The organism is Zobellella denitrificans, from assembly GCF_002407485.1.
In the GTDB taxonomy this organism is placed as follows: Bacteria; Pseudomonadota; Gammaproteobacteria; order Enterobacterales; family Aeromonadaceae; genus Oceanimonas; species Oceanimonas denitrificans.
The window spans coordinates 2988618-3008473 of record NZ_CP012621.1 but is presented as its reverse complement, the minus strand read 5'-3'; the positions used below and the strand labels follow the sequence as shown (position 1 = coordinate 3008473).

Annotated in this window: 16 protein-coding genes; 4 read left to right on the top strand and 12 right to left on the bottom strand. The window is 65.4% G+C overall.

All coding sequences use genetic code 11. The features are described from left to right. Window positions 1–404: 404 nt before the first annotated feature. Entirely contained in the window at window positions 405–1043 is a 639-nt protein-coding gene (locus tag AN401_RS14230) for a response regulator transcription factor (protein ID WP_094038368.1), read from the bottom strand. A gap of 334 nt (window positions 1044–1377) precedes the next feature. On the opposite strand from AN401_RS14230, the gene AN401_RS14225 reads away from it, so the two are divergent. Then, window positions 1378–2121, top strand: a complete 744-nt coding sequence (locus AN401_RS14225) for a DUF3108 domain-containing protein (protein ID WP_096779715.1) — start codon at window positions 1378–1380, stop codon at window positions 2119–2121. Here the strand turns inward: AN401_RS14225 and AN401_RS14220 are convergent. Continuing rightward, window positions 2100–3620: a GGDEF domain-containing protein gene (locus AN401_RS14220; protein ID WP_094038366.1), complete on the bottom strand. Its 1521-nt coding sequence runs from the start codon at window positions 3618–3620 to the stop codon at window positions 2100–2102. The genes AN401_RS14225 and AN401_RS14220 overlap by 22 nt on opposite strands. A gap of 215 nt (window positions 3621–3835) precedes the next feature. On the opposite strand from AN401_RS14220, the gene AN401_RS14215 reads away from it, so the two are divergent. Next, a complete protein-coding gene (locus AN401_RS14215; RefSeq protein ID WP_094038378.1) occupies window positions 3836–4273 on the top strand; it encodes an RrF2 family transcriptional regulator in 438 nt (145 codons plus the stop codon). Here AN401_RS14215 and AN401_RS14210 read toward each other — a convergent pair. The 5 genes from AN401_RS14210 to AN401_RS14190 form a co-directional block, all read right to left on the bottom strand. Continuing rightward, on the bottom strand, window positions 4264–5574 hold the full coding sequence (locus tag AN401_RS14210; RefSeq protein ID WP_096779714.1) for a sigma-54-dependent transcriptional regulator: 1311 nt from the start codon (window positions 5572–5574) through the stop codon (window positions 4264–4266). The genes AN401_RS14215 and AN401_RS14210 overlap by 10 nt on opposite strands. Beyond that, window positions 5555–7288, bottom strand: coding sequence for an ATP-binding protein (locus AN401_RS14205; RefSeq protein ID WP_232513321.1), 1734 nt, complete (start codon window positions 7286–7288; stop codon window positions 5555–5557). Before AN401_RS14205 ends, AN401_RS14210 begins: the two co-directional genes overlap by 20 nt. Window positions 7289–7317: 29 nt before the next feature. After that, complete coding sequence (locus AN401_RS14200; RefSeq protein WP_094038363.1) at window positions 7318–7692, bottom strand: DUF1850 domain-containing protein; 375 nt, start codon at window positions 7690–7692, stop codon at window positions 7318–7320. Then, complete coding sequence (locus AN401_RS14195; RefSeq protein WP_232513320.1) at window positions 7692–9707, bottom strand: TRAP transporter permease; 2016 nt, start codon at window positions 9705–9707, stop codon at window positions 7692–7694. Before AN401_RS14195 ends, AN401_RS14200 begins: the two co-directional genes overlap by 1 nt. A 108-nt stretch (window positions 9708–9815) precedes the next feature. Then, entirely contained in the window at window positions 9816–10763 is a 948-nt protein-coding gene (locus AN401_RS14190) for a TAXI family TRAP transporter solute-binding subunit (RefSeq protein WP_094038362.1), read from the bottom strand. Window positions 10764–11025: 262 nt separating this feature from the next. Between AN401_RS14190 and AN401_RS14185 the strand changes: the two genes are divergently transcribed. Next, complete coding sequence (locus AN401_RS14185; RefSeq protein ID WP_094038361.1) at window positions 11026–11649, top strand: energy-coupling factor ABC transporter permease; 624 nt, start codon at window positions 11026–11028, stop codon at window positions 11647–11649. 68 nt (window positions 11650–11717) lie between these two features. Further along, complete coding sequence (locus AN401_RS14180) at window positions 11718–12446, top strand: DsbA family protein (RefSeq protein WP_094038360.1); 729 nt, start codon at window positions 11718–11720, stop codon at window positions 12444–12446. A gap of 133 nt (window positions 12447–12579) precedes the next feature. Here AN401_RS14180 and ycaO read toward each other — a convergent pair whose 3' ends face one another. The 5 genes from ycaO to AN401_RS14155 all read right to left on the bottom strand — a co-directional run bounded on the left by ycaO (window position 12580) and on the right by AN401_RS14155 (window position 19826). Beyond that, entirely contained in the window at window positions 12580–14337 is a 1758-nt protein-coding gene (ycaO, locus tag AN401_RS14175) for a 30S ribosomal protein S12 methylthiotransferase accessory factor YcaO (RefSeq protein ID WP_094038376.1), read from the bottom strand. Window positions 14338–14706: 369 nt separating this feature from the next. Next, window positions 14707–15810, bottom strand: a complete 1104-nt coding sequence (gene asd, locus AN401_RS14170) for an aspartate-semialdehyde dehydrogenase (protein ID WP_096780380.1) — start codon at window positions 15808–15810, stop codon at window positions 14707–14709. Window positions 15811–15921: 111 nt separating this feature from the next. Further along, entirely contained in the window at window positions 15922–16461 is a 540-nt protein-coding gene (locus AN401_RS14165; RefSeq protein WP_096779712.1) for an MltR family transcriptional regulator, read from the bottom strand. A 34-nt stretch (window positions 16462–16495) separates the two neighbouring features. Beyond that, complete coding sequence (locus AN401_RS14160; protein WP_096779711.1) at window positions 16496–17647, bottom strand: mannitol-1-phosphate 5-dehydrogenase; 1152 nt, start codon at window positions 17645–17647, stop codon at window positions 16496–16498. Window positions 17648–17918: 271 nt separating this feature from the next. Continuing rightward, window positions 17919–19826: a PTS mannitol transporter subunit IICBA gene (locus AN401_RS14155; protein ID WP_096779710.1), complete on the bottom strand. Its 1908-nt coding sequence runs from the start codon at window positions 19824–19826 to the stop codon at window positions 17919–17921. Window positions 19827–19856 lie beyond the last annotated feature (30 nt).

The following is a 19856-nucleotide window of genomic DNA, read 5'->3' as shown; positions in this document are numbered from 1 at the left end:
ACAGAAGCTGTTGAGCACAAGAAAATCCGGCCAGTCCCCAGAGTACCGATCAGTTTAAAAAAATTAGTCACTGACGCATCTTGGGGCGCGGGCGACCCGCCCGCATGAGGGTGGCACCGAGCTGCTGTAGATGCCGCTGTAGATGCCGCTTTAGCTGGCATGAACCGGCATGAACCGGCATGAACCGGCACAAACCGGCGGGAAAGGATGCCCAATTTCCGCATTCCCCGCCCTTTGCAGGTTTGCGCCACGTAAACGGGCGCCTACAGGTGAGATATCGCACTGCTCACGTTTTAAACTGAACGGTGCTCTAGAGCGCCATATAGTTTAAAACTTAGGCAACGCCTTTCCCCTTTGTCGGAGGCGTCGATGGCTTCTGACGAGGTGTAGTCCGCCGTCCCCGCTCAGAGTTCCCCGCCTTCCAACTGGGACAGGGCGATCACCGCCTGGGTGCGGTTCTTCACCCCCAGCTTGCGGAAGATGGCGGTGACATGGGCCTTGATGGTGGCTTCCGACACCTCCAGCTCGTAGGCGATCTGCTTGTTGAGCTTGCCTTCCGACAGCATGGTCAGCACCTTGAACTGCTGGGGGGTGAGGCTGGCGAGACGGTCGGCGATATTGTCCTCAGGGGCGTTTTCCAGGCTGATGCCTTCGGGAAACCAGGTGTCGCCTTCCAGTATGGTATTGAGGGCGCTGACCAGGGTGCGCATGGGGGCGGACTTGGGGATAAAGCCCAGGGCGCCGAAGCGCATGGCCTGCTGTACCACGGCGGGCTCCTCGCTGGCGGACACCACCACCACCGGCAGTTCCGGGTACTGGTTGCGCAACTGGGCCAGGCCGGAAAAGCCGCTGGCTCCGGGCATCTTCAGATCCAGCAGCAGCAGATCCACCTCGCCGGTGTCGCTCAGCAGCTGCATCAGGTTGTCGATGCTGTCCACTTCCTGCAGCTGGGCGCCTTCCACCGCCAGTTGCACCGCCTGGTGCAGGGCGTTGCGAAACAGGGGATGGTCATCGGCAATGATAATGCTGTAGCCCGTTTCCATGGTGTTGTCTGAATCCTTGTGTCCGTGAGTGTTCAATGGAAACTGCTCCCATCGTTTTTCCCTTGGTATGATAGGGCTTTAGGCCCGGCCTGAGAACAGGGCGGGGTGATTTTCGTGATCCATCCGGGGGTCGGCCTCTTTCCCGGATGCCGGGGCCGAGCTTGGCCATTCGACGGCTCTGCCCGGCGGCGTCAATATTACCCTATGCCGCCGGCGGCACTATTGCCCCGTCTCGTGGTCATACTGGTGTTTTCGTTATGGGGTCCGAGTGGTGTATGGTTGGCGCAACCTTTGCCGGACGTCCGGGTTGAAGAATTAAATGAGGAAATCCTTAATGTTTCGAAAATGCGTGCTGGTGCTTTGCGGGGTGATGGCGTCCGGTAACCTGGCGGCCCGGGATATCGAGCAACTGAGGGCCGAGTTCAACGTGCTGCTCAACGGCGATCAGACCCGGGGGGTCAATACCCTGGCCATCGATCGCAACAAGGAACGCTACCACGTGCACTTCGCCCTCCAGCACTGGCTGCTGGACGTGGATCAGCGCTCCAGCTTCGACTGGGAAGACTGCACCGCCCGGCCCGACACCTTCAACTACAAGGCCAGTGCCATGGGGGTGCGGCGGGAAGAGCGGCTGGTGTTCGATCAGCAGACCGACATGGTGCTCTACCAGGATCGCAAGGGCGACCAGTTGCTGTCGGCCGAAGGCGGCGCCTTCGATCCGGTCAGCTTCTTCTTCGAGGCCCGTTGCGATCTGATGGCCGGCAAAACGGAGCTGACCTACCCGGTGGTACGGGATGGCGAGATCAAGTCCACCACCTTCAAGGTGGTGGGGGAGGAGGCCGTCCGTACCGGTGTCGGTACCTTCGACACCCTGGTGGTGGAGCGGGATCGGGGTGACAGCAAGCGCAAGACCCGCTTCTGGGTGGCGCCGGAGTTGGATTACCTGCTGGTGCAGATAAGCCACGAGGAAAACCGCCAGTTGGCGGTGACCGTGACCCTCGACAAGCTGAGCTACAGCCTGGTGGACGGCGAGGCGCAGCTGGCGACGACCGGGGCTCAGCCCGTCGCGACCGACTGATCCACCAGCAGGTGTTCGCTGCAGATACGGCAGCGGCCCTTTTCCTTGGCCCGGTACAGGGCCCGGTCTGCCCGCACCAGCAGATCGTTGGTGCCGTCGTGGTTGTGAGCCTCGGTCAGGCCGCCGCTGAAACTGAAGCTGATGGTCCTGTCGGCCAGGTAGAGCGGGGTGGCGGAAACGGTGTCCAGCAGGCGCCGCGCCAGGTGCAGCCCCTGCTGGTGGTCCGTGTCCGGCAATATCAGCAGAAACTCTTCCCCGCCGATGCGCGCCAGTACATCGGTGTCCCTTATCGCCTGCCGGCCGACCTTGGCGAAATGGCGCAATACCTTGTCGCCGATGTCGTGGCCGTGCTGATCGTTGATCTGCTTGAAGTGGTCGATATCCACCATCACGATGCAGAAGGGGTGGCCGTAGCGTTGCAGCTTGGCCAGTTCGTACTGCAGCCTGGCCTCGGCGGCCCGGCGGTTGGGGCACTGGGTCAGGGCGTCGGTGGTGGCCAGTTGCTTGAGCTGCTGGTTCAGGCGCACCAGCTCGGTATTGGCCCGGCCGATCGCCAGCCGATGGCGCCGGTTGCGCTTCAGGGTCAGTATGGTGAGCAGTCCTCCCCAGAGCGAGCCGGTGGCCGCCAGGGTGATGATGAGCGCCAGGTTGTCCCTTTCCCGGGCCAGGTGGTAGATGGCGGCGGCGTCCGCCAGGGCATAGACCCGGTAGTCGCCGTTGTCGGTGGTCCTGCTGGTCAACAGCACCGGGCTCTGCTGCGGGCCGAGCAGCTGGATCTCGGGCAGCAGCGGACTCATGACGATGGGCAGGGGAGCGGGTTGCGCTGTGCTGTCCGGCGCAGGGGCCTGTCCGCTGCCGAGCGAATGCAGCAGCCAGTCGGGATTGTCGGCCAGGGAGATGATGCCATCCGGATCCGTGACCAGCAGCTCTATGCGGTAGGCTCGCCGGCCGATGCCGTTGACGGCGGCCTTGACCAGCAGGGTGGCGTTGCCGGCGCCGGGTACGGGCGCGGCATAATAGAGGGTGGCCTGTTGCTGCTCGGGCTCGAGGATAAAGCGGGAGACCGGCTGGCGGTTGCCGAGGAAGCGGTTGAGCTCCGGTGGCGAGGGGCTGTCCGCGCCCTGGGCCAGCAGCCGGCCCCGGGCGTCGACGAGCCAGATGCCACCCAGCCCGAAGTTTTCGCGGAAGCGATCCAGATCCGCCTGCAGGGGAGCGGCCTGGCGCGGGCTGTTCAGGAAGGCGCGCAGGCTGGAGAGGGAGGCCAGGGTGTGGGCAATGTCCTTGATCTGCTGGCTGCCCCGCTGCAGATCCTGGATGGCGGTGGCGGCGGCCAGGCTGCCCTGTTGCCTGAGTTCTTCCTGCTGGGCCAGGATGCGCAGCCCTATCCAGTGGCGGCTGATAAACCAGCTCGACAGCGCCACCGCCACCAGCAGCAGCAGAATGGCACCGAAGCCATAGTAATCCCGGGGCAGCCAGCGAGTTTTGTTGTGCAGCATCATCCGCGTACCTGTGCGGCCCGGGGGCCTTGTTATCGTTGGGGGTGAGAGCGCTTTTATTTTAGTAGAGAAACGCGGGGACGGCGGTGTGGCAGTGGTGCACGGTTAAAGTTGCAAGTCACATGCCTGTTATGATGATCCAGATCAACGGCGATCCGGAGCCGATGCCACAGTATGGGATCCGCAGAGGGGATGAATGCCTGACCCCGGGAGTGATTATGCGCCTGACCCATTACACCGACTATGCCCTCAGGGTACTGATATACCTGAACCTGCACCGCTCGCGCCGCTGCACGGCGCCGGAGATTGCCGCCCATTTCCGGGTATCCCACCACCATCTGCGCAAGGTGATCCAGGATCTGCACCAGCGGGGCTATGTCACCACCATCCGGGGCAAGGGGGGCGGCCTGCACCTGCTGCGCGCCCCCGAGCAGATAGTGATAGGCACCCTGGTGCGGGAGCTGGAGCCGGACATGAAGCTGACCGACTGTTTCGAGTCGCGCCACCACTGCGTCATCGCCCCGGCCTGCCGGGGCCGGCAGATGTTCAGCCTGGCGCTGAAGCAGTTCCTGGCGGTGCTGGATCAGCACACCCTGGCGGATCTGATGCCGGCCCGGGTGCGCGGCCAGTGCATCGAGCTGCTCTATCAGGAGTGATGCCGGTACCGGGCCAGCTTGTCGTACAGGGTCTTGCGGGGAATGCCGAGCCGCTCGGCGGCCAGGGCCACGTTGCCGTCGGCCCGGGCCATGGCCGACTGGATCAGTTGCTGCTCCAGCTCCGCCAACTGCTGGGGCAGGGAGAGGCGGGTGTCGCTGCCGGCAGGCGGCAGCACCCCCAGCACGTACTGCTCCGCGGTATGGCGCAGCTCGCGCACGTTGCCCGGCCAGTCCCGCTGCAGCAGTTGCTGCATCAGTTCGTCGCCGGGGGGCGGCGTCTCCCGGTTGTACTGAGCCTTGGCCTGCTCCACGAAGTGCAGGAACAGCAGCGGTATGTCGGCCCGTCGTTCACGCAGGGGCGGCAGCGCCAGGGTGACCACGTTGAGCCGGAAATAGAGATCGGAGCGGAACAGTCCGGCCTCGCCGGCGCTCTGCAGATCGATCTTGGTGGCGGCCACCACCCGGGCATCCACCTCGATAAGCTTGTTGCCGCCGAGCCGTTCCAGCACCGACTCCTGCAGCACCCGCAGCAGCTTGGCCTGCAGGTTGAGCGGCATGCCTTCTATCTCGTCGAGGAAGAGGGTGCCGCCGTCGGCGTACTCCACCTTGCCGATGCGGCGCTTGGTCACGCCGGTGAAGGCGCCGGGCTCGGCGCCGAACATCTCGCTCTCGAAGATGGACTCGGGCAGGGCGGTGCAGTTGACCGCCACGAAGTTCCCCTTGCGGCCGCTGCCCTGGTGCAGGCTGCGGGCCACCATCTCCTTGCCGGTGCCGGTTTCCCCCAGGATAAGCACGCTGGCGCTGGTGTCGGCGATATTGTCGATCTGCCGGCGCAGCAGCTCGATCTGCGGGCTGTGGCCGAGCAGCAGGCCCGGATCCCGGCGGGCCGCCAGCTGCTCGCGCAGGCGGCGGTTTTCCAGCACCAGGGCGCGCTTGTCCATGGCCCGGCGCAGGCTGTGCAGCAGTTGCTCCGGTTCATAGGGCTTCTCGAAGAAATCCTGGGCGCCCTGGCGCATGGCGGCCACCGCCATGGGAATGTCGCCGTGGCCGGTCAGCAGCAGCACCGGCAGCTCGGCGTCCTGCTGGCGCAGTTGCTGCAGCAACTGCAGGCCGTCCATGCCCGGCATGCGTACGTCGGACAGCACCACCACCGGCGCCTCGGGGGACAGCGTCTGCAAGGCCTGCTCGGCCCGGGCGAAGCCGCGGGCCTTGATGTCGGACAGCAGCAGGGTCTGCAGCAGGGTCTGGCGCACGTCGTCGTCGTCCTCGACCAGCCAGACTTCAATCTCGGGGTTGTTCATGCTCTCTCCAGCTCAGGGTAAAACAGGCCCCGCCCTCGGGCCGGGCGGCGATCGCCAGCCGGCCGTCGCTGGCCTCCACCAGATCCCGCACTATCGCCAGGCCCAGCCCCAGCCCCTGTCCCGCCTGCTTGGTGGAGAAGAAGGGCTCGGTGACCTTGTCGAGCAGCTCGGGTGCGATGCCGGGGCCATTATCCCACAGGTGGAGGCGGCGGTCGTCCGCGTCCAGGGTGATGGCGGCGTCCGCGGTGTCCGCCAGGGCGTCCAGGCCATTGCCGATCAGGTTGGCCAGCACCTGCTCCAGGGCGTGCAGCTCCATCGGCAGCACCACCCCTGGCGCGGGGCGGTGGAGGCGGACGCCCTGTTCCTCGACCCGGGGGCCGAGCCAGCTCAGCACATTGTCCAGCGCCTCGTCCAGCCGGGCCCGGCCGCGGGTCTTGCGGCGGGTGGCGGCGAACAGCTTGAGCTGGGAGGTCAGCCGGGCGATGCGGTCCACCAGCCGGCCCATGGTCTGCAGGCTCTGCTCCACCTGATCGGCATGGCCGCGCTGGGCCAGCAGCAGGGTGTTGACCGACTGGTTCCTGAGCGCGGTGAGCGGCTGGTTGATCTCGTGGGCCACGCTGGCCGCCATCTGCCCCAGGGCGGCCAGCCGGTTGACCTGGATCAGTTCGTGTTGCATGGATCTGAGCCGGGCTTCGGCCTGGAAGCGCTCCTGTACCTGCCGCTCCAGCTGGCGGTTGGAGGCGGCCAGGGCGGCGGTGCGCGCCATCACCTTGCGCTCCAGCTCGCCCTTGGCCCTGAGCTGGGCCTGCACATAGCGGCGGCGCTGGCGCCAGTAGAGCAACAGCAGCACCAGGGCGATGATGCTCACCCCCGCCACGGCGGTGACCAGGCTGGCGGTGTCGTACAAGGGCCGGCTCGGCCACCACAGCTGCAGCCGCCAGCGCAGCCGGGGCAGGGGCAGCTCGCTCACCCGGTACTGGTGGCCCTGCCAGGACAGCTGCTCGCCCTGGCGGCCAAGCGCCAGGGGGGTGAGGGACATGGGATGGTACTGGCGGGTGCGTTCCAGCCGCGCACGGGCCTGGGGGGACAGGGGAAGCAGGGTCTGGAACTTGAGTTCGGCACGGGAGGCCAGGGCGATCACCTGGTCAGGGTCCACCACCATCACCAGATCCTGGGCCGGCTGCCAGCTCCGCTCCAGCTCGAGCAGGGTGATCTTGGTGGCCAGCACCCCGGTGACCCCGGCTTCCCGCCCCAGGCGCAGGCCGAAGAAGTAGCCGGGAATGCCGGTGGTGGCGCCCACGCCATAGAACTCGCCGAAGCTGCCTTCGAGGGCGTCGGTGAAATAAGGACGGAAGCGGTAGTTCTGGCCGATAAAGGAGTGGGGCTGATCCCAGTTGCTGGCGGCCAGGGTGGTGCCCTCGCCGTCCATCATGTAGAGCGCCTCCACTCCGGTGTCCGCCGCCAGTTGCGCCAGCAGCAGGTTGGCCTGGTGCAGGGCTTGCGCATTCCGGGGCGAGGCCAGGGCGCGAAGCAGCACCGGGTGGGAGCGCAGGGCGCGGGGGATGTTCTCGAAGCGGGCGATCTCCGACTCCAGCGCCGCCCGGTATACCAGCAGTTGCTGCTGGGCCCGGAGTTCCTGCTCCGTGGCCTGGCGTTGCCAACTGCCGTGCCAGATCCAGGCCAGCAGCAGGGCGAACAGGGTGATGCCGAGCAACCACAGCAGTCGCTTCTTGAGTGGGGTATTCAGTCGACCTCCGCAACCTCACAGGCGGTGAGGGTAACGCCGTGCCCGGCCGGCAGCCAGTGGCTCAGGGGCCGGCAGGGCCCCGAGCCCGGGCACAGGGTATATTCGCCGGTAAATTCCGAGCCGGCAAGGGTTAGCTGCGCCAGGTGCAGATCCGGGTGCCAGCGCCAGGCGCCGCCTTCCAGCCGGGCCTCGGGCGGCGGCTCCATGCCGGCGCCAGAGCCCCGCACGCTGGCCTCCACCAGGTGCAGCCGGTCCCCGTCGACCCGGTAGTGCTCGCTCCAGCGGATCTTCTCCACCGAGTGATCCCAGCTCAGGGTGAGGCTGCCGGTCAGCAGCATCACCAGGGCGGATCCCGAGGCCAGGCAGATCATCAGGCCACCGCCAGCGCCCGCTGGCGACGGTACCGCCACCAGTGGCGCCCCAGCAGCAGGGCGGCCAGCCCCAGGCCGAGCTCGTCGGTGAGCGGCAGCGAGAACACCAGCAGGGCGGCGGCGGCCACGGCGGCCAGCCGCTCCCACCAGGCGAAGGGGGCCAGCCAGTAGCCGATGGCGCCCATGCCCCACAGCGACACCGCCAGCAGCGCCTTGAACACTACGAAGACGGTGGCGGCGAGACCGGCATCGCCCTGCAGCATCAGCTCGGGGGCGTACACCGCCATATAGGGCACCACGAAGCCGGCGATGGCGATTTGCAGCGAGCGGATGCCTATTTTCAGCCCCGAGGCCTTGGCGATGGGCGAGGCGGCGAAGGCGGCCAGGGCCACCGGCGGGGTCAGATCCGCCATGATGCCGAAGTAGAACACGAACATGTGCGACACGATCAGCGGCACGCCGAGTTCGAGCAGCGCCGGGGCGGCGATGGAGCTGGTGATGATGTAGTTGGGGATGGTGGGAATGCCCATGCCCAGCACCAGGCAGGTGAGCATGGTCAGCGCCAGGGACAGCAGCAGGCTGTGCTCGCCCAGCTGGATGATGTAGCCGGCGACGATGGTGGCGGCGCCGGTGAGCGAGATCACGCCGATGATGACCCCCACCAGGGCGCAGGCCACGCCCACCGGCAGGGCGTGCAGGGCGCCCTGGTAGAGGGCGTTGACCACGGTGGCGAGGATGCCCTGCTCGCGTTTGGCCAGCAGCAGCACGGTGAGCACCGCCACGATCACGAAGATGGCGGTGATGCCGAACTGGTTGAAGGTGGCGCAGGCCAGGCCCAGGCCAATCCAGAAGGCGTAGCGCAGCCCCTTGGGACCCAGGTGTTTGGCGATGCCGTTGCCCATGATCAGCACCACGGTGAGCGCCAGGCCCATCATGCCGGCGAACAGGGGGGTGAACCCGGAGAACAGCATCACCACCAGCGCCACCAGCGGCAGCAGCAGGTACCAGCGGCTCTTGAGCGCGGCCAGGGGGCTCGGGCATTCATCCTTGGGCAGGCCGTGCAGGCCGGCGCGGCCCGCCTCCAGGTGCACCATCAGGAAGACGGTAAAAAAGTAGAGCACGGCGGGGATCAGCGCGGCCTTGGTGATCTCCACATAGGGCACGTTGATGGTTTCGGCCATGATAAAGGCCACGGCGCCCATCACCGGCGGCATGATCTGGCCGCCCATGGAGCTGGTGGCTTCCACCGCGCCGGCAAACTCGGCCCGGTAGCCGAACTTCTTCATCAGCGGAATGGTGAACTGGCCGGTGCTGACCACGTTGGCCACGCCGGAGCCGTTGATGGTGCCCATCATGCCGGAGGACAGCACCGACACCTTGGCCGGACCGCCACGGGTGTGGCCCACCGAGCCGATGGCCACGTCGTTGAACAGCTTGAGCATGCCCGCCTGCTCGAGGAAGGCGCCGAACAGGATAAACAGGAAGATGTAGCTCGACGACACATAGGTGGGGGTGCCGTAGATGCCTTCGGTGCTGAAGGCCAGCTGCGACACTACCTGATCCAGGCCGTAGCCCCGGTGCATCAGGGCGTCGGGCAGGTACTGGCCGAACAGGGCATAGGCAACGAAGGCCAGGCAGATCAGCGGCAGGGCCCAGCCCATCAGCCGGCGGGCGGCGTCGAACACCATCACCAGGGTGACGCTGCCGATGACCCAGTCCGCCTGGTTCATGTCGCCGGCGCGATAGATGAGGTCCGCCTCGAACCACCAGTGGTAGAAGGCGAACAGCAGGGCGAGGGCGCCCAGCAGCATGCTCCAGACGGACGGCCGGGACAGGGACTGGCCGCGCGCCCCGTAGAGCTGGTACACCAGAAACAGCAGAAAGCCGACGTGGATGGCCCGCACCACGGTGGTGGACAGGGGGCTGAAGGCGGCGGTGACTATCTGGAAGATGGAAAAGGCCAGGGCGCCGTAGAAAATCAGCGCGTGGGGCCGGGTATTGGCACTGTTCATCATGCTTGCTCCTGGGGACGGCGCCCGGGGCGCCGCCTCCTGTGGCCGGATGTGTTCCGGCCTTGTGTTATATGGGGTCGAGGGGGTGGGGGGAGCCGCTCCCCCCAGGGCTCAGTTCAGCAGGCCCTTTTCCTTGAAGTAGCGCTCAGCGCCCGGGTGCAGCGGCAGCGGCAGCCCTTCCACCGCCAGCTCGGGATCGATGCCGTGGGCGGCGCTGTGGGCGTTGCCCAGGGCGGGCAGGTTCTCATAGACCTGCTTGGCCATCTGGTAGGCGGTGTCGTCGGAGACCTTCTCGTGGGTGACCAGCAGGTTGCTGATGCTGACGGTGGGCACGTCCGCGTCCTGGCCGGTGTAGGTGCCGGCGGGGATCACCCCGGTGCGGTAGGCGTCATTGCCGATGCGGGCGACCACCTCCTCGGGAATGGGGATGAACACCACCGGGGCGTGGGAGGCCAGATCCCGGAAGGCGGCCATGCCGAGGCCGGCGGACTGCAGGGTGGCGTCCAGCTGGCGGTTTTTCATCAGCTCCACCGACTCGCCGAAGGGCAGGTATTCGGTACGGGAGAAATCCTCGTAGCCGAGGCCGGCGGCCTTGAAGATGGCGCGGGCATTGAGTTCGGTACCGGAGCGGGGGGCGCCGACCGAAATGCGCTTGCCCTTGAGATCTTCCAGGCTGGTGATGCCGCTGTCGGCCCGGGCCACGATCTGGATATAGTTGGAATAGGTGGAGCCCACGGCACGCAGTTTTTTCAGCGGCGCCTGGAAGCCGGCTTCCTCCACCCCGTTCCAGGCGTCGGCCACGCTGTCGGCCAGGGCGAAGCCGATCTCGCCCCGCCCGCGATCCAGCAGGGTCAGGTTTTCCACCGAAGCGCGGGTCGCCTGCACCTGCACGCGGGCGTTGGGGATGTGTTCGCCGTAGAGCTGGGAAATGGCCACGCCGAGCGGGTAGTAGACGCCGCTGGTACCGCCGGTGAGCACGTTGATGAACTCGTTGGCCTGGGTGGCGGTAACGGAGAGGGCCAGGGTGGCGCCGAGCAGACAGTGTTTGATGACCTTCATTGGTTAGCTTCCTTGGTTATGGGTGTGCAGCAATAAGGTTGCAGTTTTGATGCCAATGGTTAACAGGGTGTTTTATGTGGTAAGTTGTTGATTTAAATGAGAGCCTTTAAGAGGGTATTCCGGGTTTTCAGAATTTTTGCGGATACTGTTCTGATTTTTCAGAAGGCTGGGCGGTGGCGGCCCCATGCCGTTATCCGGCCCCCTGTAGTATGATCGGGCCCGGCCACAGGCTTGGTACCAGGATAATCACAAGGAGCCGACATTGATTTTGCTGAGTTTGGTGGTGCTGGCGATCGCCGCCCGGGGCGTGGACTGGCGGGCATGGCTGGCGGACAAGCCACGGCAGCACCTGTGTTTCGGGGCGGCCATCGCCCTGGTGCCCCTGTGGTGGCTGCAGGCCGGTGTCAAGGAGGGGCTGGAGGTGCACTTTCTCGGCCTGACCACCCTGGCCCTGGTGCTGGGCTGGCGGCTGAGCCAACTGATGGCCCTGCTCAGCCTGTTGCTGGTGACCTTTTTTGGCGTCGAATCCTGGGATGAGTTCGGCGTCAACCTGCTGCTGGGGGTGATATTGCCGCTTGGCGTCAGCTATTTCGTGTTCCTGCTGACCTATAGTTACCTCTACCGGCACCTGTTCGTGTATATCTTTGTGGCCGGTTTCTTCAATGCCGCCCTGACCATCGCCGTCAAGACCCTGGCCCTGGCCGGCTTTATGGTGTGGTCCGGCCAGTATCCCTGGCCGACGGTGCTGGACAACTATGTGGCCATCTTGCCGCTGCTGCTGTTTCCCGAGGCGCTGCTCAACGGCATGGCCATTACCCTGCTGGTGGTGTTCCGGCCCCAGTGGGTCTGTACCTTTTATGACCGGGACTACCTGAACAACAAGTAGTGCCGAGCACTGTTGGTGGCCGAGCCGGTCTGTTAGGCTGCCCTGACCCAAACCGAAGCGAGAACGTGATGAAACAGACATTGCTGAAAACCCTGGTGCCGGTGCTGGCCCTGGGCCTGTTGCCCGCCGCCCAGGCCGAGATGAGCCGGGAGGAATTCAAGGAGCTGGTGCGCGAGACCCTGCTGGAGCGGCCGGAGATACTGCGCGAGGCCATCATCAAGCTGGAAGAGAACGACAAGCTGGCTCAGCAGCAGCAGTTCGAGCAGCAGTTGAAGGAGCAGTCCGAACTGCTGTTTGCCAACAAGACCGACGGCATCATGGGCAACCCTAGGGGCAAGATAGAAATGGTGTATTTCACCGACTACAACTGTCCCTACTGCCGCCGCCTCAACCAGAGCCTGCTGGAGGTGCTGAAGACGGAGCCGGAACTCAAGGTGATCGTCAAGGACATCGGCATCCTGGGGCCGGATTCGGTGCAGGCCGCCCGCCTGGCCCTGGCCGCCGCCCGGGAGGCGCCCCGGCAGTACGAGGAGTTGCACCAGGCGCTGATGAGCCAGCAGCGGGTGCAGGCGGCGGCCCTGGCCACCATCGCCGACAAGGCGGGGCTGGACGCCAAGGCGCTGCAGGCCAAGGCCGACAGCAAGGAGATCGCCGACAAGCTGACCGAGAACCTGAGCCTGTTCCGCAGCCTGGGCCTGAACGGCACCCCGGCGCTGGTGTTCCCCGACGGCACCCTGATCCCCGGCGCCATCGACGCCGCCGGGCTGAAGGAGATCCTCAAGGACAAGCAGTCCTGAGTTCGGCCTGAGCCTAGAGCACCATATAAAGCAAAACCCCGGCCAATGCCGGGGTTTTGCTTGATGACAAGATCGCCTGTGTGATCGGGATGAGCCGGCCCAAGGGCCGGCCATACTGATCATCAGCGGCTTCTTATCCCCACTGGGCGGCGCGCTTGGCCTTTTGCAGCTTCTCGTAGGTGGCCAGCAGCGCCTGGTGGGCGGCGAAGTCCGCCAGGCTTTCGTCGGCGGCGGTCAGGCCGTGGAAACGGGCCTCGCCCGCTACCTGTTGCCAGGCCTGGGCCACGGTGTCGGCGCCGAACATGCTGTCGAAGGCGGCCCGGTATTGCGCCGGCTCGCGGTGCTCGTCCAGGTGCAGCTCCAGGGAGGCCTTGAGGCAGCGGTAGTAGCGGTGGCGTTCTTCGGTAAAGACGGAGGCGTTGAAGCTCAGGGTCCAGTCGGCGTAGTCCAGGGCGGTTTCCAGCTCGCCGGCGGCCAGGGCCAGCATGCACTTGAGTTCGCCCACCCGCAGGGTGTGCCAGGCGGTGCCCTTGTTGGGGGCGATGCCAATCAGCTCCCGTACCCGGGTAAAGTCGTCCAGCCCTTCTTCTTCCAGCTGCTCGTACAGGCCCATCAGCTGCTCGCCGTCGGCGTCGCTGCTGGGCAGGCTCAGCAGGGTGGCGCGCAGGTGGGCCCCCATGTTGTTGTTGGCCAGCTCCAGATCCTCCACCGGGTAGATGTCGGACATGCCGGGCACCAGGATACGACAGGCGTACACGCCCAGGTGTTCATAGTCGGCGATGTACACCGGCTGCTCCAGCTCGTTGAACACCGCCATCAGGTGGTTGAATTCCTGCTCGGACGTGCCGCTGAAGTCCCAGTCGGCAAAGGCGTAATCGGCCTGGTCCTTGAACAGATCCCAGCTGATCAGGCCGGAAGAGTCGATAAAGTGGGTTTCCAGGTTGTGGTGGTCGGCCACTTCGTCGTCGTCGAAGGAAGGCGGCACGAACACGTCCAGATCCTTCAGGCTGCGGCCCTGCAGCAGTTCGGTGACGGTGCGCTCCAGCGCGACCTGGAAGCGGGGATGGGCGCCGAAGGAGGCGAAGCAGGTGCTGTTGGCGGGGTTGAACAGTACCACGCAGATCACCGGATAGCGGCCGCCCAGCGAGGCGTCGAAGGCGTGGATGGGGAAGCCTTCCGCTTCCAGCGCCGCGATGGATTCCTGGATGTGCGGGTAGCGGGCCATCACCTCGGCGGGGATGGTCGGCAGGCTGATGCGCTCACTGATGATGCGGTTCTTGATATGGCGCTCGAACACCTCCGACAGCCCCTGGGTACGGGCTTCGGTCCTGGTGTTGCCGGCGCTCATGCCGTTGGACACATAGAGGTTGCCGACGATGTTCATCGGGATGTAGACGGTTTCATTGTCGCCCTGGCGCTCGAAGGGCAGGGCGCAGATGCCGCGCTCGGCGTTGCCCGATTGCAGATCGATCAGCATGTCGGCGGTAAGTGCCCGCTCCGGATCGTAGAAACCGCGGGTAAAGTCGTCGAGCAGCCCGGCGGGCAGCTGGTTGCTGGCCGGCAGGGGGAACCACTTCTCGTTGGGGTAGTGCACGAAGTCGCCCTCGGCGATGTCCCGGCCCAGGTAGAAGTCGGCGAAGAAGTAGTTGGTGGCCAGCCGCTCGAAGTATTCGCCCAGGGCCGAGGCCAGGGCCGCCTTCTGGCTGGCGCCCTTGCCGTTGGTGAAGCACAGCGGGCAGTCCTTGTCGCGGATATGTACCGACCAGACGTTGGGCACCGGGTTGAGCCAGGAGGCCTCTTCGATGTTGAACCCCAGGGACTGGAGCTGGCGCTGGAAGTAGTCGATGGAGTCTTCCAGGGCAGCATCTTTGCTGGGGATAAAGGTTTTCATGGTGTCCTCGGGCATGATCGGCAAAAAAGGGGGCGATCCTAACCCGAGGTGATAATTTGAACAAGTGGGAAGGAGAAAAGCGTAGCAACCGGGTGCTGGGGGTTATCCCCCCACCGCCCCGTCGTCGCGGTTTCAGCCGCGAGATCCAGCGCCATGTCACTCCCGTGCAGGTGGGAGTCCATCGAACCCAGCCAGGAGCAAGACCTGTGCTGGCCGCTTCTGGATGCCCGCCTTCGCGGGCATGACGGATTTTTGGAACCGGTGTTGTTTGCCGCACGGCTAAAGCTGAGCACCGCAGAGCGGAAATTGAGGTGGCCAAATAAAAACGCCCGCCAAGGGCGGGCGTTAGCTCGGCGCGTTAGTGCTGGCTTACGGCAGCAGGTGCAGCATGCGGCGCAGGGGCTCGGCGGCGCCCCACAGCAACTGGTCGCCCACGGTAAAGGCGGACAGGTACTCGGGACCCATGTTCAGCTTGCGCAGGCGGCCCACCGGCACGGTGAGGGTGCCGGTCACGGCGGCCGGGGTCAGCTCTTCCATCGACAGCTGGCGATCGTTGGGGATCACCTTCACCCAGTCGTTGTGGCTGGCCAGCAGCTTCTCGATCTCGGGGATGGAGATGTCCTGCTTCAGCTTGATGGTGAAGGCCTGGCTGTGGCAGCGCAGGGCGCCGATGCGCACACACAGGCCGTCTACCGGAATGGCGGCGCCGGTCTGCAGTATCTTGTTGGTCTCGGCCTGGCCCTTCCACTCTTCCCGGCTCTGGCCGTTCTCGAGCTGGGTGTCGATCCAGGGGATCAGGCTGCCGGCCAGGGGCACGCCGAAGTTGTCCACCGGCAGATCGCCGCTGCGGGTCTTTTCGGTGATCTTGCGCTCAAGCTCCAGGATGGCGGAGCCCGGGTCGGCCAGCTCGGCGGCCACTTCGTCGCGAAGCATGCCCATCTGGGTCACCAGCTCGCGCATATGGCGGGCGCCGCCGCCGGACGCGGCCTGGTAGGTGGCCACGGACACCCACTCCACCAGATCCTGCTCGAACAGGCCACCCAGGGCCATCAGCATCAGGCTGACGGTGCAGTTGCCGCCGACGAAGGTTTTTACGCCGTTGCTCAGGGCCTGCTGGATCTGCTTGCCGTTGACCGGATCCAGCACGATGATGGCGTCGTCGTCCATGCGCAGGGCGGAGGCGGCGTCGATCCAGTAGCCGTTCCAGCCGGCGGCGCGCAGCCTGGGATAGACTTCCTTGGTGTAGTCGCCGCCCTGGCAGGTCAGCACCACGTCCAGCGCCTTGAGGGCGTCGATGTCGTAGGCGTCCTGCAGGGTGCCGGCGTCTTTACCGAAGTCGGGGGCAGGCTGACCGGCCTGGGAGGTGGTGAAGAAGACCGGATCGATACGGGCGAAATCGCCTTCTTCCACCATGCGGCTCATCAAGACGGAGCCGACCATGCCACGCCAGCCGACCAAACCTACTTTTTTCATCATCGAGTGTCCTTTCTTGGAAAGTGAGTAAACAAAAGCCTCTTTCACAATACTGATTGAGCGCAAAGGTGCAAGGGGCAAGAGGGGATCACGGGAGGATTTTTGGCCGGCTCAACCGGCGAGCAGGGGGTTGGCCTGGGTCATGTCGGCGCAGGCGGCGACCACCGCCAGCGCCAGGGCGGAGCGGATCACCTGCTCCTGTCGCTGCTGCTGCATCTGCAGCAGGCCGGGATCCAGCTCGCCGGCCGGGGGCGGCGCCGTGAAGGGCTGCACCTCCATGGCGGCCACCATGTGCAGCGCCTTGAGCGGCTCGGCGATTTCCGGGTCGGCGAGGCGGTATTCGTGCCCCTGGCTGTTGAGGTAGTCCCTGAGCTTGATCAGCCGGTCGATGTCCTGGTACAGCTGCTGGGAAATGATGCCGAGGCCGTAGATAAGCTTGAGCCGCACCGCCAGATCCGCCAGCGGCCCCATGGTGCCGAGCAGGGGCTCGACCGCGAACTTGACCGCGTAGTCGTCCTTGCGAAACACCTTCTGGATCAACTGATCGAGCATGTCGTCGAACACCTCGACCATGGCGATCACAAAGCCCCGGGCGGAGGGGCTGCGGTGCAGGCGTTCGAAAATCTCGGCTTCTTGCTCGCGGCTTATCATGTTCTGACTCTTCGACTGCTCAATCCGCCCCGGCTCAGTGGCTGAGCGCGAGGTACCTCTGTTCTATCTGCTCGGCGACGACGCTGCCGGCGTCCAGCCCGGTGTAGTGGGCCAGGGCGGTCTTCAGCCCCTCCGTTGCCAGCCGCTGCTGCAGCTCCACCGCCTGGGGATCGTCGTCGTTGCGGTAGCAGAAGGCGGCGGCAATGCCTTTTAACAGATTTGCGTTGTCGATGCCATATTCCAGGGTGCCGAGCAGGGGTTTGATCAGCCGGTCCTCGGGGCCCAGCTTGCGGATGGGCTGGCGGCCGACCCGGTCTATTTCGTCCACCAGGTGGGGGTTGGCGAAGCGGCCGAGGATCTTCTCGATGTAGGCCTGGTGCTGCGCTTGGTCGAAGCCGTAGCGGCGGATCAGCACGGCGCCGCTTTCCTGCATGGCGGCCTTGACTTGCGCCCGGATCGCCGGATCGGCAATGGCCTCGCCGATGGTGCGATAGCCCGCCAAGGCGCCCAGGTAGGCGGTGATGATGTGGCCGGTGTTGAGGGTGAACAGCTTGCGCTCGACAAAGGCCATCAGGTTGTCGGTAAGCTCCATGCCGGGAATGGCGGGAACGGGGCCCCTGAACTGGGTCTGATCCACTATCCATTCGCTGAAGGTTTCCACCGTGACCGCCAGGGGATCGCTCTGGTCGGTGGAGGGGGGCACTATGCGGTCCACCGCCGAGTCGACAAAGCCGACAAACTGCTCCAGCTCGGGCAGGTAGCGGGCATCCAGGTGCTTGAGCACTTCGCCCTTGAGGAAAGTGGTACCGCGCACCTGGTTTTCGCAGGCGATGATGTTGAGCGGGGCGGTGTTGCCGCGCTCGAAGCGCCGTTGCAGGCCCTCGGCCAGGGTCCTGGCGATCAGGGTGAGCACGGTCGGGCCCACGGCGGTGGTGATGAGGTCGGTGTTGGCGATAAGCTCCAGCAGCTCGGGACGGCGGGAGTCGATGGCGTCGACGCCGGTGACGGTGTCGGTGCGCACCTCCTGGCCGACGATGTGCACCGGGTAGCTGTGCCGGCTGCTCAGGGCCTCTACCAGTTGCGGATTGACGTCGGCGAAGGTCACGTGGATGCCGGCGTCGGCCAGCAGCTTGCCGATAAAGCCGCGGCCGATATTGCCGGCGCCGAAATGAATGGCGGTTGTCATGGGTTCACCTGTTTAAGGGAGGCCCGAGGGCCTCGGGTTGCTGACTAGTTTTGGCGTACTCGGGCAAAGGGCCGACTCCACCGACACGCCGCAAGAGATGACACTCGCCGTTTCAGCCTGCTGCGAACATTCACTGGATGTTCGGTCAGGCTGAAACGACTCGTCACGGCGAGACAAGCTCGCCCCCTGGGGGCTCGGACATGCCGTCCCTGGCATGTCACGGTCGGTGGAGTCGCTCCCTTTGCCCTCTGGGTATCGCCAGTACCCTGGCTCAGGCTGGATTGAGCGCCTTCAGTACCTCGTCCACATTGCCGGTGGTGGTCAGTTTGGCGATCACGGCGTCGTCGTCGAGGGCGCCGGTGATGGCGGCGATCACGTCGAGGTGCTCGTTGTTGCGGGCGGCGATGGCGATCACCAGCCTGGCGATGTCGTCCTCGTCGTCACCGAACCTCACCCCCTGCGGGTACTGGCAGACGATGACCCCGGTCTTTTTCACCGCGTCCTTGGCGTCGCTGGTGCCGTGGGGTACGGCGATGGACTCGCCCAGGTAGGTGGAAGTCAGTTGCTCCCGGGCCAGCATGGCGTCCACGTAGGAGGGCTCCACGTAGCCGCCTTGCACCAGTTGTGCGCCGGCGAAGCGGATGGCGTCTTCCTTGCTGGCGGCGCTCAGCCCCAGGTGGATGTTTTCCGCCCGCAGCCGGAAGGGGGCATTGTCATCCGCGCCGGTCCCGTCGGCGGCAACCGGAGCCGCGACCGGGGCCGGTTCGGCCTTGGCGCGACCCTTGCTCAGCCGGGCGACCAGGCTGTCGTAGAGGGAGCCGTCGAGGAAGTTGCTGAGCGAGATATGCTCGGCCTGGGGCGCATGGCGGCGGGCCCGGTCGGTCAGATCCTTGTGGGTGAGCACGATGTCGACGCTGTCGTCCAGGTTGTTGATCGCCAGGTTGCTGACCGAGATGCCGAGTCCCGCCGCCGCCACCTTCTTGGCCAGCATGCTGGCGGCCATGGCGCTGGAGCCCATGCCCGCGTCGCAGGCCACGATGATCTTGCGCACCGCGGCCGGATCCTTGGTGACGCCGGCGATCGCGCCGGCACCCTTGCTCTCGGCCTTCATGGCCTGAACCTTGGCGGCGGCGGCTTCCAGCTCGTCGCCGTTTTCGGTCTGGCGCTGGGTCTTCAGCAGCAGGGAGGCGATGGTGAAGGACACCGCCATCGAGGCCAGTACCGCCAGCACCACCCCGGCATGGGCGCCCTTGGGGGTCATCAGCATCACCGCGAAGATGGAGCCGGGGGAGGCCGGAGCCTGCAGGCCGGCGTTGAACAGGGTCAGGGTGAACACCCCGGTCATGCCGCCGGCGATGACCGCCAGCAGCAGGCGCGGGTTCATCAGCACGTAGGGGAAGTAGATCTCGTGGATGCCGCCGAAGAAGTGGATGATGGAGGCGCCGGCGGCGGACTGCTTGGCGTTGCCGCGGCCGAAAAACATGTAGGCCAGCAGCACGCCCATGCCCGGGCCCGGGTTGGCCTCGATCAGGAAGAAGATGGACTTGCCGAATTCACTGGCCTGCTGCACCCCGAGCGGGGTGAAGATGCCGTGGTTGATGGCGTTGTTGAGGAACAGGATCTTGGCCACTTCCACGAAGATGGAAGTCAGCGGCAGCAGGCCGGCGTCCACCAGGAAGCCGACGCCGGCGGCCAGGGCCGTGGACATCAGCTTGACGAAGGGGCCGATCAGCAGGTAGGCGACGATGGCGCAGAGCATGCCGATGATGCCGGCGGAGAAGTTGTTGACCAGCATCTCGAAGCCGCTCTTGACCTTGCCCTCGATGGCCTTGTCGAAGTGCTTGATGGCCCAGCCGCCGGCGGGGCCGACGATCATGGCGCCCATGAACATGGGGATGTCGGTGCCCACTATCACCCCCATGGTGGTGATGGCGCCCACCACGGCGCCGCGGTCGCCGCCCACCAGCTTACCGCCGGTGTAGCCGATCAGCAGCGGCAGCAGGTAGGTGATCATGGGGCCGACCATGGTTGCCAGGGTTTCGTTCGGCAACCAGCCGGTGGGGATGAAGAGGGCGGTGATAAAGCCCCAGGCGATAAAGGCGCCGATGTTGGGCATCACCATGTTGGACAGGAAGCGTCCGAAGTTCTGAATTTTGATCTTGCTGTTCTGGGATAGCATAACTTTAACCCCGCCTGGTGCGATGTCAGT